This is a genomic window from Sutcliffiella cohnii (genome assembly GCF_002250055.1).
Lineage (GTDB): Bacteria > Bacillota > Bacilli > Bacillales > Bacillaceae_I > Sutcliffiella > Sutcliffiella cohnii.
The window spans coordinates 4,029,400-4,046,001 of record NZ_CP018866.1 but is presented as its reverse complement, the minus strand read 5'-3'; the positions used below and the strand labels follow the sequence as shown (position 1 = coordinate 4,046,001).

Annotated in this window: 8 protein-coding genes; all 8 read left to right on the top strand. The window is 37.9% G+C overall.

What is annotated here, in order from left to right; genetic code table 11:
• Positions 1-9: 9 nt before the first annotated feature.
• The 8 genes from BC6307_RS20305 (at position 10) to BC6307_RS20270 (ending at position 16,387) form a co-directional block, all read left to right on the top strand.
• A complete protein-coding gene (locus tag BC6307_RS20305) occupies positions 10-315 on the top strand; it encodes a WXG100 family type VII secretion target (protein ID WP_066419990.1) in 306 nt (101 codons plus the stop codon).
• Between the two features lie 26 nt (positions 316-341).
• Entirely contained in the window at positions 342-1,736 is a 1,395-nt protein-coding gene (locus BC6307_RS20300) for an FHA domain-containing protein (protein WP_066419991.1), read from the top strand.
• Between the two features lie 401 nt (positions 1,737-2,137).
• Positions 2,138-2,908, top strand: coding sequence for a PP2C family protein-serine/threonine phosphatase (locus BC6307_RS20295; protein ID WP_066415453.1), 771 nt, complete (start codon positions 2,138-2,140; stop codon positions 2,906-2,908).
• 15 nt (positions 2,909-2,923) lie between these two features.
• Positions 2,924-4,609, top strand: a complete 1,686-nt coding sequence (locus BC6307_RS20290; protein ID WP_066415457.1) for a serine/threonine protein kinase — start codon at positions 2,924-2,926, stop codon at positions 4,607-4,609.
• Positions 4,610-4,620: 11 nt separating this feature from the next.
• A complete protein-coding gene (locus BC6307_RS20285; protein WP_066415460.1) occupies positions 4,621-5,241 on the top strand; it encodes a hypothetical protein in 621 nt (206 codons plus the stop codon).
• A 16-nt stretch (positions 5,242-5,257) separates the two neighbouring features.
• Positions 5,258-12,583, top strand: a complete 7,326-nt coding sequence (locus BC6307_RS20280; protein ID WP_066415462.1) for an Ig-like domain-containing protein — start codon at positions 5,258-5,260, stop codon at positions 12,581-12,583.
• Between the two features lie 14 nt (positions 12,584-12,597).
• Positions 12,598-12,852, top strand: a complete 255-nt coding sequence (locus tag BC6307_RS20275) for a hypothetical protein (protein WP_066415465.1) — start codon at positions 12,598-12,600, stop codon at positions 12,850-12,852.
• Between the two features lie 208 nt (positions 12,853-13,060).
• Positions 13,061-16,387: an Ig-like domain-containing protein gene (locus BC6307_RS20270; RefSeq protein WP_066415471.1), complete on the top strand. Its 3,327-nt coding sequence runs from the start codon at positions 13,061-13,063 to the stop codon at positions 16,385-16,387.
• Positions 16,388-16,602: the final 215 nt, after the last annotated feature.

Sequence of the window (16,602 nt, the reverse complement as noted above, 5' to 3'; positions counted from 1 at the left end):
AGGGGTAGGATGAGTTTTTATATTAAAGTCGACCATAGCAAGTTTGATGCAACAGCGTCAGAAATTGAATCGTATATTACGAAGTTCAAAAAGAATATGAGTAGTGCTGATAAAGAAGTAACAAGTCTTCGATCTTCTTGGGATGGTAACGATTATAATCAGTTCCAAAATCAATGGCAGAAAGTATCTGGAGCAGACTCTACTTCTCAACAGATGATAAAATCGCTAGAAAACTATGCGAAGTTTTTACGATATTCGTCTAGTCAATATAAAGAAGCACAAACAAAAGCAGTCAATAAAGCTAATTCACTATAAATAGTGTGTAAAAGTAGGAGATATGTATGGGAAGAATAACGATTGAACAAACCTCTAATAAGTGGGCAATAGAAAACCGATTAGTTCATCCGGAAGTAGTAAATGAAAGAGAATTGAAAGCAATTACTGGTGGAAGAATGGATGGTTTAATTCCTGTTAGTACAAAAAGTAACAAAAAAGGTGTTGTTGTCAAAACGGATGTGACAGGGTTAATTCCGTTACGTACTTATTTTACTGGGGTTGTAAATAAAAAAATGTTTTTAAAAGTAATTTCTCAGCTTATTACGATCGTGAAAAGTTGTGAGAAGAACTTAATGAATGTAAACAACCTTATGTTAGATAGTGATTATATTTTTGTAGAGCCAAGAACGAAGAAAATCGCGTGTATTTTTTGGCCAATCGTGAACAATCAAAATGCGCAAACTCCGTCTACGTTTTTTCAAGAAATACCTTTTTCTGTAGTTTTCAATAAACATGAAAACTTAGACTACGTATCAAGCTATTTAAGTTATTTTAAAACGCAAGATCCTTTTTCCATTAATAGTTTTGAAAAATTTGTTTTAGAAATGTTAGGAGAAGTGGTCGAAAATAAATCGTATATTCCATCTGGTTCAACAGGGTCTACGAAGTTTGGAGAGAAAGAACGTTCTGTTAAACAGGATGCAGAAGTAGCAGATGATAAGTCGAAAAATATTGCGTATAACCCGTTACACACTCATAGTGGTGCAAATTCAGCGATGGATCGTTCTAAAATATGCTCGAAGTGCGCAAAAATAAACGTCAATAGCTCGATGTATTGTATTGATTGTGGTTCGACTTTACCTGCCAATCAAATTGATATATCAGGGATATTAAGTGAAGTAGATGAAAAGGTATATCCACCTTTAAAACCGAGTAATTGCCCAACGTGTAAAAAAGTAAACGAACGAAGTGCAAAATTTTGTGCCGACTGTGGTTCCTCTTTAAGTAAAACATCAACAGCAAGTCCGAAAAATAATAGTATGAATACCCTGAATGAACAAATCTCCGATGATTTCGCAACAGTAGATAAAGAAAACGATACGACTGTTTTAGGCACACATGATCATAATTACGGTGGCACGACGGTGTTAGGTGCAGAAGAGCCTACGTTTCCACACTTAGTAAGAGAGAAAACCGAAGAGAAAATTAGTGTGAACAAGCCAAGTTTTCGAATCGGTAAGGAGAAAAGCTATTGTGATTATTTCGTATTAGATAATAATGCAGTGAGCAGGAGCCATGCAGATATTATTACGAAAGGGGACCGTTATTTTATTGTAGATAATAATTCTACTAATAAAACATATGTGGACGATCGCCCAATCCCTGTTAAGCAAGAAGTAGAAATATTCTCAGGCACTAAGCTAAAACTAGGAAATGAGAAATTTACCTTTTATATATAATAATGAATCTATTAAAAGAATGCATAATGTACCTTTAACAATAACATTCTTGTTTGCATGCGTTCCTTTACGCTACAGGTACTTGCTTTCCTGCGGGGATTGTCTAGTTATGGCGGCTAGGTCCGGCTCAAACTTCCCTTTTCCTCCGTGCGATAAGTCAACATCGACTCACTACCGTTTGTCGTGTTTCCTTTATCTCCTGCGGAAAAGGTCCAGTTTGTGTGGACCTGAGCGAGCCGCCTTCACTTTTCGTAAGAGTCGAGCCTCCTCGGCTGCGCCTGTGGGGTCTCGACCTTCTCTCTTCTCCCGCTGGAGTCAAGTACCTTCCGCTTCAATCCACTTAGTTTTCGTGCAACATCTGTGGAAAGGTGAAATTAAAATACGGTAAGGAAGGTCCTTAAATGGAAGTATTAACGGCAGCATATACCGATGTTGGTATAAAAAAAGCAACAAACCAAGATAGCATATGTTTAACAATTGCAGAGACCCCTGTAGGAAAAGTCGTCCTAGCAGTGATATGTGATGGGATGGGTGGCCTGTCAAAAGGTGAACTAGCGAGCACAACCGTTATTAACGCCTTTTCCAACTGGTTCGAACAAAAACTTCCAAATCAGCTAGTAGAAGAAGATTTTGATAGAAATATCCAGTCCTATTGGGATCAAATGTTAAAAGAAATGAATGAACGTATCGGAGCATATGGAAGAAAGGAAAGAATTCAACTTGGCACAACGGTAACGGCCCTTCTAATAATTGATACAAAGTTTATGCTGATTGGTCATGTAGGCGATTCTCGTGTATATCGTTTAAACGATAGATTACAAGTGTTAACAGAGGATCAAACAGTTGTTGGAAGAGAGCTGAAAAACGGCAATATTACACCCGAGCAAGCGAAAGTAGACCCGAGAAGGAACGTATTGCTGCAATGTATCGGTGCTTCTAAAGTTGTAGAGCCTGACTTCATTTCCGAACAACCAAAGATTGGTGAAGTGTACGTTCTTTGTTCAGACGGTTTTCGCCATATGATTACAGAACAAGAAATGTACGACGCCTTTTCCCCTGAAAAAATGATCGATGAAAAGGATATGCAAGAAAAAGCGATAGAAATGGTAGAGCTTAATAAGCAACGACAAGAAACAGATAATATTTCCGTTGTGCTTATTAAAATGATGTAAGGATGTGGAACTTGTTTGGCACATATCGGATCAGTTATAGATGGCAAATATGAAATACTTAAGCTGATTGGTAGGGGCGGAATGTCTAAAGTGTATTTAGCGATGGACAAACGCTTGAACAAACAGTGGGCAGTAAAAGAAATTGAAAAACGAGCAAGAGATAAAAATAATGAAGTGATTATTCAAAGTGCTATTGCCGAAGCGAATATGATTAAAAGGCTCGACCACCCGTCCTTGCCAAGGATTGTCGACATTATTGATGATATTAAAGTAATCTACGTCATTATGGACTATATTGAAGGTGAACCACTTAACAAAATTATCGAAGAGTATGGTGCCCAACCACAAGAAGTCGTGATCGAGTGGGCAAAGCAATTATGTGAGGTGCTCGAGTACTTACATACTAGTAAACCGAGCATCATTTATCGAGATATGAAGCCAGCAAATATTATGTTAAAGCCCGATGGCAATTTAAAGCTTATTGATTTTGGGATTGCGAGAGAATATAAAGAACAAAACTTAGCTGATACGGTAAGTTTAGGGACGAAAGGTTATGCAGCACCGGAGCAATTTGGTGGGAAAGGCCAAACAGACCCAAGGACGGATATTTATTGTCTCGGAGTAACACTTTATCATTTAGTGACGGGACATAATCCGAGTGAGCCTCCTTATGAGCTCTATCCGATTCGGCAATGGAACCCACAGCTATCAGGTGGTTTGGAAAAAATTATTCAAAAATGTACGCAGCTTAATCCAGAAGATAGATTTCAGTCATGTGCCGAGCTTTTATACGCATTAGACCATTACGAAGAAGCAGATGATCTTTATCGAGAAAAACAGAAAGCGAAATTGCGTAATTTTAGTTTCGTAACAGGAGCCGCCGTCTTGTTTTTAAGCTTAGGAATATTTGGGCAAGCAATGGCGGCACATACGAACAATACGGATTACGAAAATACGATTCAGTTAGCGGAGAAGTCTTCCTCCCCGAGTGGAAAAATAGATTACTATTTAACAGCGATTGATATAAAACCGTTGGAAGACGCTGCTTATTTAGGATTAATAGACGCCTTTAAATTGGACGCGAATTTTACAGTAGAAGAAGAGAAACAACTAAAAACGAAAATGAATCCCCACCTTCGTGAGTTAAGAAAAACAGCAGAGTATAGCAATTTAGCGTTTGAAATAGGAAAAGCGTATTGGTACTACTACGACTACGGTCGCACTGAACAAAATGATAACCAAATTACGAGAATTACGAGTTCGATTCAATGGTTTGAAGATGCGGTGGCGTACGTACCAGAAGGAATGAAATATTTGGATATGGCAAAGATTTATCGAGATATTGGAAAGTTTAATCGAGATATTACTCTTCATATTGTGGAAGCCTCTGATAAGGGAGAGTATCAACCATATTGGGAAAATATAAAAGAATTACTTGCTATTGTTGATGAAAATCCAGATGAAAGTGAAATTGTAATGCTGGAACTTTATAAATTGGCGATGTATTCGATGGAGTCTTATGCTAGAAAGTTTAAATCAGATGGCGTGGAAGAAAGTGATATACGATCCGTTTATGAAGCAGTTAAACAAAGTACACAAGAAGTTGCTGTCACAACAGATAGAACGGAAGAAATAAAAGAAGAGGTCATCGGTCGCTTTGGTACAACAGAAAAAGCGATTGATAATGCCTATCGAAACTAGGGGGGATTCGGATGGATGCATTAACGTGGAAAATTATATCCATTGTCGGTTATTCCCTTTCTGGAATATTTTTTATCATTGCTATTTTTATGTTTTTTAAACTAAATGTTCTAGCAATCATTGGGGATTTAACGGGAAGAACGGCGGCTAAACAAATACAAGCTATACGTGAGCAAAACTCCAATACAGGTCAGAAGCGATACAAGCCTGACGCTTTTAATGTAGAGAGAGGAAAGCTAACAGATGCGATTATAAATCGTTCTAAACGTTTACGTAAGACAGGAAATATGGACGAGACGGAGTCCTCCTTGTCTGTAAAAACGGTTAGAACAGAAGAAGTATCAACACCGAGAGTACTACAATCTGGACACCTCGTTCAACGACCACAACCTCTGCTAGAAGTACTATCAGAAGAAACGGAAGTTTTAATAGAAGAAACAGAAGTACTAGCGCTGGATGAAGTTGCTGCTACTGAAACGACCTTACTTTCGGATGAAACAGAGTTGCTGCAAGAAGACGCAACGACAATCTTAAATCCAACGGAGGAATTAACGAGGGAAGATGAAGATAAGGATAAGAAATTTACTATCGTAAAGGATATTAAAATTGTTCATTCAAAGGAAGAGATTTAACAAAGGGGAGAAAAAAATGTTTGCTAGAAAGAAGTTAATGGCGAAACGCTCTCTAGCCATCTTACTGGCCGTCATGCTAGTCACGTACAGCATACCTTTACACTTGTTTGCAAATGTACTAGCTGAATCAGAGGAAGAAGCGTTTACGCTACAAGTTGTACGAGGAGAAGAACCAGTCTCAGATGCCGATGTAGAAGTAACCAATTCTGGGGACATAACCATTTCTAAAAAGACGAACAGTGAAGGAATTGCTACTTTTCCAGAGCTGACTAGTGCAAGTTTTGTAGAACAGTCAACTTTTAATTTTAATGTATCCCTTGAGGATGAAGAGCCAGATACGTTTTCTATCAGTTTAAAGGAAGGAACAACTGATTATTACATATATGATGTTGTGACGAAAGAATTTAAACTAAAAGAGACGGAAGAAGAAATGGTAGATGATGAAGAGGAAGTCAAAGAAGAGGAACCAACAACTTATCACGTTGTAGTAAATCAAACGGGTGAAGGACAAGTTACTATTAATGATGAGAGTTATTCTAGTAATCTTGAGCTTGAAGAAGGAACCGAACTAGTGATAGAAATTACTCCAAATGAAAATTCCTTTATTGAGAGTGTCCGAATTAATGGAGAAGATCGAGCGATTACGAACCGTGAAAGCTTTGAAGAGACGATTGAATCTCTCTCTACTGATATAGAAATTGATGTAGAGTTCGTACTAAAAACGTATACGATCACTTTCAACTATAATGATTTAGGCGAAATAGTAGATGAAAATGGTGAAGTGATTTCAAAAGAAGGAAAAATTGAAGTAGGCCATGGTGAGAATAAATACTTTACTGTTAAACCAAGCGAAGGGTATTATATCAAAACTGTAAAGATAGATGGCAAAGCTGTTGAAGAAATCGAAGAAGATAACTTCAGCTATACGTTTGAAGATGTTATTTCCAATCATGAAGTGGAAGTTACGTTTGCTATTAAAACGTTCACTGTGACAGCTAATGTAGATGGTGAAAATGGAACAATCAGTCCTTCTAGCGAGGAAGTTAGCTATGGAAATGACCTCGAGCTAGAAATAGCTCCTAATACTTCCTATCAAGTAAAGGCAATCCGTGTAAATGGAGTCGAGTTAGATTTAGAAAACAATCCAGATTTTATTTGGAAGGAAGAAACAAACCTTTTTCTTTTAACGTTAACGGAGATTAAAGAAGATATTGATGTCATCGTTGAGTTTGAAGAAATACCTTCCGAAGATGGAAGTTGGAGTGATTATATTGAGATTCAACCTTCCGAGTCGATAGATACGATAATAGTAGATGGAAAAGTAGTTTACGTCTATGCAAAGGGTGAGAGGGTAAGGATATCTCCAAATGAAAATTCAGAATACAGTCACAGAATTAATATAAATCATGACTTCTTTTGGTGGAAAAATTATACCTTTACGAACGATACGAAAATAAATAGTATAAAAGTTGGTAAAAAGTGGGGCAGTAAAGAAATTATCCAAGACCAAAAATTAATTCTCGTTTTCGACACCGAAGCACCTAGCATTGGAGACGTTACGTTACAAGGTGAAAATGAAGTTTTAGTAGACGAAGCTTCATGGTTTAGCGGTGCCGTAACAGTATCTGGTCTCGTGGAAAATATCAAACAAACGTTTGATGGAGTGGAGTACAGTACGGAAGTTGAGGCTGTTTATTATAGTAAAGGAAACTCAACTGAGGAACATCTAGCGGAGTTTGATGCATCAACGAACGAATTTACTTTTGTTACAGATGACGAAGACTATACTGGCGTATATAACGTTTGGGCTATAGATGAAGCAGGAAACAAGTCAGAAGTAAAAACAGTAAATATTCATATCGATAAGACAAATCCAAGTTTAGCGTCTGGAGAAGCGGTCGAGTTTAAAATAAAAGATCAAAATTTCGTCACGAAAGCTCTACACTTCCTATCATTCGGAACATTTTTTAATCAAACGATTGAAATAACAGTAGATGCAGTGGATGCCGCATCAGGAATTCAAGAAATAACGTTACGAGCAACTGATGAGGATGGAGTGGTGACAACCGTAACGCAAGATGATATTAGTAGAGACGGTTTAACGGCAACAGCAGTATTTACGCTTGAAGCAACTAGTTTTCTAGGATCTTTTGAAGTAGAAGTAATCGATAACGTTGGAAACAACTATGAAACAATCATTACGAAAGAAAATTCCAATATCGCTGCGGATAATAATGGCGTTGTCATGATTGAACAAGTGGACCCTTCCGTACAGTTAACGATTCACCATGAAGAGGATAACATCCCTTTTGAAGATATTTATCGTGAGGTCGTCGAGTTTGAAATTCATGCACAAGACGATGAATCAGGCTTGTATGCGGTAGTAGTGGATGTTAATGGGGTCGAAATTACTTCGTCCTACACTGACGATAAAGTAATTAGTGACGAGATTACACTTCGAACAGATGATGAAAGAATAAAAGCGAATGAAGACGGTTCTTACAACATTTCCGTTGAGGTCGTTGATAACGCTGGAAACGTAACAGGTACAAACAAAACGATTTATGCTGATCGTTCGCATCCTGTTATTACACGTTACACTTTCGCCATTGAAAACGAAGATGGAGAGTATGTAGAAGAAGAATATTCTGAGGAACTAACGGAGTCCATTGAACTTGATGAATACGGTTTTTACTTTAAAAATAAAACGAGAGTAACTGTTACGGCTGAAGATTATAAAAGACCAAATGAAGCGGCAAGTGGTGTGCAATCTATTACTGTCTATTTACAAGACCATGAGGATGAGAAGTTTTACGCCATTCAAGCAAATGGCTCCTATGTGGAAATAGAAGAGGAAGCGATTGAAGGTGTTGAACCAATCGCGACAACTGGTGATTTTACTTTTAATGTTCCAGAAAATTTTAAAGGCCAAATTTTTGCAAAAGCAACAGATAATGTTCAAAATACAGGTCCTTTTACGACAGCAGTTGGAACGATTGTAGAAAGCTTAGAGCGACATGAACAAGATAGTTTTATCGAAATTCAACTACCTGAAACAGCGCATCAAGATAAGAAACAACAAAACTTATATGCGGACAATATCGAGCTAGAAATAACAGTGGTTGATAGTTATTCTAGTATCGAAACGATTGAATGGTTTGTTGAAGCTCCTTACGATCGTGAAAAAGACGATAAGGGTAGCGTTACTTTAGAAACTAATACTAAATATGATGTAGGAACAGTAATAGATGGCTGGGAGCTTACGTCAACACATTTGAATTTAGTAACGGAAATGAAAAAAACAATTCCGATCTCTCACAATAGTAACGATATTGTCGTGAGAGTAGTAATGCACGACAGAGCGGGGCATGTTACGGAACAAGAAGTAACGTTCAGTATCGATAAAGTAAAGCCAGAGCTTGAAGTTATTTATGACAACGACAAGGCTGATGAAGATTTTCCGAATAATTACGACGGGCATCGTGTTGCAACGATTATCGTAACGGAGCGTAATTTTGATCCACAGTTATTATTCGCACAATTAAACGATGAACGGTTAGAGCTAGTTTGGGAAACTAGCTATAATGAAGAAAATCCTGATCAAACGGCACATACAGCAAATGTATATTTTACGAATGATGGTGATTATACGTTTTCTGTTTTGTTTGAAGATATGGCTGGTAATGAGGCTCCTCCTTATACACCGGATTCATTTACAATCGATACTACTCCACCAGAAGTAACAGTAGTATACGACAACAATGATGTCGCAAACGGTAATTTTTATAAAGCACCTAGAACGGCAACGATTACGATAAAGGAGCGTAATTTTGACGCTGCTCGTGTCGAAATAATCGGTTCCGTAGAGCTTGGAGATGTTAGTTTCCCAAGTTTAAGCGATTGGACGACAGACGGTGACACTCATACAGCAACTATTTATTATGAAGAAGATGCATTATACAGCTTTAATATTCACGCAAGAGATAAGGCTGGAAATGCTGCAGCGAATTATGAGAAAGAAACGTTCTATATTGATACGACGGTACCGAAGCTAGTAGAAGAAGAGGCGGTTACGTTTGAACAAACGAATACGAACTTCTTTGCAAAAACAATTAATTTCCTTTCGTTTGGAACGTTCTTTAATAAGGAAGTAAGAGTCGTTGTAAAAGCGGAAGATAATATTGCCGGTATTGAAAGTATTTCCTTAACAGCAAGTGATTCGGATGTGGAATTAGTAGAAGTGAAAAATAGCTTTAAACAAGGCGAAAATAATTTAACTGCAGAAGCGAAGTTTACGATAAATGCAACGAGCTTTACAGGAAACATTTTTGTTGAACTAACGGATTATAGTAAAAACGTCCAGGAATATAAAGTTACGAGTGAAAACTCAAACATTGTTGCAGATAACGATGGTGTTATCGAAATAGAGAAAAATAAACCGACAGCAGAGATTAATGTTATTCCGAATAAAGGTGTTTCTTCGAACGGAAAAAATGTATACAGTGGAGATGTCACGTATGAAGTAGTCGTAACAGATGCTGATTCCGGTGTTAATACGGTAAAAATCGATATTAACGGAAAAGAATATTTACACGATTACTCTAGTGATAAAGAAAAACGCACAAAACCAATTAAATATTCTATTAATCTAGCAACAGAAGACATTCCTATTAATAAGGATGGATCTTACGAAATTTCGGTGTATGTTATCGATAACGCTGGAAATAGTCAATCCAGAAAAACGAAAACATATAAGGATGAAACTAGCCCAATTATTACAGATTTCATTTTCTCAAATAAAGACGTAAACGGCAGCTTTAAGAAAGTAGAAGATACCGATGAGTTTAAGAAATCAGTTGAATTAACTCAATACGGGTTCTATTTCAAACAACAAACTCGTGTAACAGTGAAGGCAGAAGATCCAGAAAAAGAGTATGAATATACGTCAGGGTTACAGTCTATCGTCGTTTATTTAAAAGACTATGACAACGGAACATATTATAGTGTTTTACGAAACGGTAATCTAAAAGAGATTAAAGAGTCAGATGTGAATAAAATTTCACCGATAGCGACGAAAGGTGAAGTTAGTTTTCTCGTACCGGTGAACTTTAAAGGTCAAATTTTCGCTAAGGCAATTGACGGAGTAGACAACACGGTTGGCTTTGAAACACCAGATGGAACGATTGTGGAAAGTGCAGCACAACATGCTAAAGAGACACATATTGATTTCAAAGTCCCAACAACAACTTACCAAGATAATAATGGGCAAGACTTGTATGCTAATAATGTAAACGTAGAATTAACGGTTACTGATACGTATTCTGGAATTGCTCAAATTGAGTGGTCTGTTGTAGCACCGTACGATAGAGATAATAACGAAAGTGGTAGCTTAACGATTCATAACGATAAAACGTATAGTCCAGGTAGTAATTCAGACGGCTGGAGACAAACGAAGCAAGAGAAGAACTTAGTGACTGAAATGAAGAAAACACTAACTGTTCGAAATAATAGTAATGATATTGTCGTCAAAGTGAAAATGACCGATCGATCCGGACATACTTCAGAAGACGAAATTACGTTCAGTATTGATAAAACGACACCAACGATTGAAATAACATATGACAATAACACACCAGATGGAGACTTTACTGATTATTATAAAGCAAACCGTACCGCAACGATTGTCGTTACGGAGCGCAACTTTAGACCAGAAGATGTGGAGTATGTTATTACAAATACACTTGGTGAGCGTCCTTCCTTTGCTGGCTGGACTAGTAGAGTTAATCGAGCTAATCCAGATTTATCAACACATACCGCAACGATAAGCTTTACAGCGGATGGAGATTATACGTTTGATATGAAGTATCAAGATAATGCTAGAAACGCAGCGGCACCAGTTCCGCAGCAAAAGTTTACGATTGATAAAACGGAACCAGTAATTAACGTAGCTTACAGTTCTAGTAGTGCACAAAACGGAAACTATTATAATACGGCAAGAACGGCAACTATTTCAATCACAGAGCGAAACTTTGAAACTAGTCGTATTCAAATTACTGGTACTGCGACAGATGATGGAAGTACGATAGCGTTCCCAGAGGTTAGTCGTTGGAATTCAGTTGGAGATGTGCATACTGCAACGATTCACTATGGAACAGACGGATTGTACACATTTGATATTGCATATACCGATATGGCTGGTAACGTTGCAGCTGAATATACAGTTGATGAATTTTACGTAGACCAAACAGCACCAGAGCTGACAATTTCAGGTGTAGAACATATGTCGGCGAATAACGGTGAGGTAATGCCAGTTATTTCTTATCGCGACACGAACTTCAATCCTAATAATGTAACGATTAGCTTAACTGGTGCTAATAGAGGTCCGGTCAAACTAGTAGGTAGCTATTCCGACGAAGGAAACGGGCAAGTATTTACTTTTGAAAACTTTGAAGAAATGCAAGAAGTAGATGATTTATATACGCTCACGGCAACAGTAGTCGACTATGCAGGAAATGAATCAACCGAAGAAATACGATTCTCGGTTAACCGTTTCGGTTCAGTTTATACGTTAGATGAGTCTATCGTAGGAATTAACGGAAAATATGTTCAAGACGAAGTGGACATTATTTTAACGGAAACAAACGTCGATAGCATTGATGAAGAGTCTGTAACAATCGTCATGACGAAAAACGGTACGCCAACAGACTTAATGAACGGAACAGATTACACGGTTGAGAAAGCTGGTGGAGAAGGTTCATGGAGTCAGTATACGTATACCGTTAAGAAAGAACTTTTTGCTGGCGATGGTCGCTATACAGTGACACTTTATTCTGAGGATGCAGCAGGGAACATTAATGAAAACATCGATGAAACGAAAAAAGCGGAGATTTCGTTCGGTATTGATAAAACAGCTCCAGTTATCGTACCTATCGATTTAGAAAGTGGCGCGCAATATCCGGTAGAAACGAAAGCTGTTACAGTTTCAATAAAGGATAATCTAGTATTAGATCACGCAACGATTTTTCTAAATAATGAAGAGGTAGATTATAAAGTAAGTGGAGAAGACTATACATTTGATATTCCGAGTTCCAATGCGAAGCAAAGTGTCACAATTGTAGCAGTAGATGCAGCTGGAAATGAATTAAACGTTGATATTACGGATCTATTAGTATCGACTAATTTATTTGTACGTTGGTATAATAACACGTCACTGTTCTATGGATCATTAATTGGTATAGGTGCTATTAGTACATCCATCGCAGGTTACTTCGTATTTAGAAAAAGAAAAGATGACGACGATACGGCAAGGTTTGACGAAGAGAAAGAAGATATCGTTAGTTAGGAGGACATGTACTAATGGGTGAATTATTAACCATCACGAATATACTTATTATCATGACGCTAATTGTGAATGTTATTACGTTGATTGTAGTGGTGATGCATATTAAAAATAGTGAGGAAAAGAAAGAAAGTGTTATCGAAACGGTTGTTCCACCTCTTACTCCATCTACAACGTCTAATGAAATTGGAGTAGTGTTTTGCCGAAGTTGCAATAAACCTTATGACTCAACTCTTACCATCTGTCCGGATTGTAAGGAGTCTAGGTCGTAAATAGTTAATGGGGGTCAGAGCTTGCTCTGACCTTTTTTAGTGCAAAATTTCACGTTGTAATTTTCTTGAAAAAATTTATATATAATTACAAAAAAAGTTATAGCTTATTTTTAAAAATCAAGCTATAAATAAAATATAGATTACAGAAATAAAAGGTTCTGAAGTACAGCTTTTTTGCTTTTATATGACGATAAAGGGGAAATATAGTTTGAAAGACTTTTGTAAAAAATGGATCGTTATTTTTGTCATAACATTGTTAGTATTCAACCCATTATTTTCTATTCCATTAGCTCATGCTAATACGCTTATTAGTCAAACCGAGTTTTCAGAAACAACTCGTAATTTCAATTTAACGAACAAAATAGAGGTATTCCCGCTGCCAATCTATTTAAAGGATCCAATTACGAATGAATGGGTTCCGAATACGACTGGAAATAGAAGTGGGTTTCCACTCTATCAAACTTTTATTTCAGAAGAGTTACCTTCAAGTAACCTATCTAGTGAACAACAGTTAGTCGCAGGAATCCAAAACGAAAAGCAAAACATAACGTTACTTAAGTTCGGTAACTCTCTTCCGGATATAAATGGAGGATTGATTTATAGTGCGAATTTAAATATGTTCGAGATAGATAAGCCTGTTAAATGGGGATATTGGGACCCTACATATATTAATGAAGACTATCAAGTTCTTAAAGTGTTGTCTGCTTGGGACGGTGAGACGGTAACGTGGTCGAATCGCCCAGACCTCAGTAGTCCTTATATCGACAGAACGATGAGGATTGGAGTGGATGGTGGTCATTTTCAATGGGATGTTAGCCAAATAGTTGCGGAATGGTATGAAGACCCAACTACTGATTACGGCTTAGCTATTGTTGGAAAAGAGGAGGATAGCTATCGAAACTTTTATACGAGTAAAGGCTATGCTAATAAAAGCTATGAACAACTAGATAAGGCTCCACGTCTAATCATTAACTATGCCCCTCGACCAGCGATTACGAATGCAATAGGGTATGGACTAGGCGCAAATTCGAGTGAAGGTTACGTCCGCCTGTCTTGGCATAGTTCTCCAGGGGTGAAGGGATACAAACTTTCCATTTTTAACGGCGAAGAATATGAAACGATTGATGTAGGTTTAACGAATGAGTGGAGTTCTTTGAATAAAAACTTGTGGCCTAGTAAGGATGAAGTGAGTAATGGCGAATATCGATTAAAACTAGACCAGTCTGGCACTAATTTGCCAGATCATCCAAGTGCGCTATATGAAAATGCAGGTGGTACAGAGAAAGACCCGAATCGATATTATTTTAAAATTACTGCGTATAACGAGTTTGGTGAATCAGGAGCATCTGAAGAAGTGAGTGTTGCCATCCCAAATAGAACAGCACCACCTTTCGTTTCCAACATTCATATGACGGAATATGATTTTGGAAAAGTGCATCTCAAATGGGATACATCAAATGAGAACATAAAAGAGTATCAGGTGAAAATAGGCTCAGCTCCTGAGAAATCAGATATTTCGACGGGCTTAAAAACTACTAATAATGAAATATTAGTAACTTCCAATATGCTACTCCCACACAGTACGGTATATGTTTCTGTGAATGCGGTAGATATGGATGGTAACTTTTCTGGTTATACAACACCAGTTCCAATAGAGTTAAGAAAAAGCAAAGATGCATTAGTAACAGCAAGTTCCATTCCTTTACAAAACGCGGTTCATGTTGACCCGCATATGTCCATTACGATGAAAAATATCGGTACAGAGGCTTGGTCAGCTGAGGAAGGTTTTGAACTTAAACTAGTAAATGAACAGGAATTTTTAGAGGTAGAAGCACTTTCTCCTGGAGAGCAAATAGCACCAGGTGAATCGAAAACGTTCCAAGTTAGAGTAAAAGGACAAAAGCCTTTAGGGACTATTACCCTAGAATGGCAAATGTTTCACCATGAAAGTGGCTATTTTGGAAATAAATTAACTAGAACGATTACGTTTTATGACGATATGAAGCCAGTTGTCATTATTGCTTCGCCTGAACCATTAGCTTCACTTTATAAAACAGTAAATATAATGGGGACCGCAACGGACGAAACACTACAAAATTATCGTTTATATTATGGTATTGGTAGCAGCCCTTCTTCATGGAATCTGATTTTCAGTAGTAGTTCTAAAGTAGAAAACGATTCTTTAGGAACTTGGAATACGAGTAACCTCGATGCTGGAATATACACGTTAAAACTAGAAGCGGTAGATGAAGCTGGAAATATCGATACAGTTGTTCGAGAAGTTTACGTTAATCTTCCAGTTAATATACCAAAAGTAAATAAAGTTACTGACCAATCAACATCTGTAAAAGGGACAGCTGATGCTGGTTTAACGGTGTTTGTCCAAAACGGTATTCAAGTTATTGGTTCTTCTACAGTAACGAGTGCTGGAACTTTCTCTATCACTATCCCGAAGCAAGTAGAAGGGACAGTGTTAGAGGTCTATGCAAAAAATATACACGATGTTTCAAGTGACGTAGCATCTGTAATGGTGGTTGATGGAACACCTCCTTCAGCGCCAACTGTTGATCCTGTCGCAGACAATTCTGTTCAAGTTGTTGGGAGGGCAGAAAAGGGATCAACTGTTATTGTAAAAAAGGGAACATCGACGCTCGGAACAGGGATAACGAATTCTAACGGAGTATTTTCAGTCGCTATAGCTAAACAATCGGCCGGGACTACATTACAAGTGACAGCTAAGGATGCAGCCGGAAATGTAAGTGCGGCAACAACTGTTACGGTAATTGATAAAACCCCTCCGCCAGCTCCGAAGGTCAATACAGTTGGAGATAATGCAACGTCCGTAACAGGGACCGCAGAAAGAGGGGCAACGGTAACGGTTAAAAAAGGAACGACAACGCTTGGTTCAAGTAAAGTCAACACGGATGGTACGTACAGTGTAACAATCCAAAAGCAAAATGCCGGAACAACGTTGAGTGTGACAGCAAAAGATGCAGCCGGAAATGTGAGTAGTGTAACGAATAAAACAGTAGTTGATAAAACTCCACCACCTGCACCAAAGGTTAATACAGTTGGAGATAATGCAACAACCGTAAAAGGGACCGCAGAAAAAGGAGCAACGGTAACGGTAAAAAGAGGAACAACAACGCTCGGCTCAAGTAAAGTCAACACGGATGGTACGTACAGTGTAACGATCCAAAAGCAAAATGCCGGAACATCGTTGAGTGTAACAGCAAAAGATGCGGCCGGAAATGTGAGCAGTGCTACGAATAAAACGGTAGTGGATAAAACTGCACCACCCGCGCCAAAAGTAAATGCCGTATATTCCAGCTCTACAGCTGTTACTGGGAAAACGGAAGCCAATGCTACGGTAGTAGTGAAACGAGGCAGCACAACGTTAGGGACAGCGAAAGCATCAAAGACTGGAGATTTTTCAGTAAAAATAAAAAAACAGTCGAAAAAAGTAGTGTTGTCTGTAACAGCAGAAGATAACGCCGGCAACAAAAGTAAGGCAACTTCAGTTACTGTAAAATAGTTTAAAACCGGGGGTCAGCGCCAAAACTGACCTCCTTTTTTTGATCATTTATACTTTTCCCTATTCTTCAAGTTCTCCCCAGTTTCCCCTTACAAAAATGACATTTTCTTTGGACAAAACGTCATTTTTGACACCTTTTCGCACAGCAAACTGCTAGTTTACTAGAAAGACAAATACGCAAATTCGTACTATCTTTGACTTACCGCGGAATACCG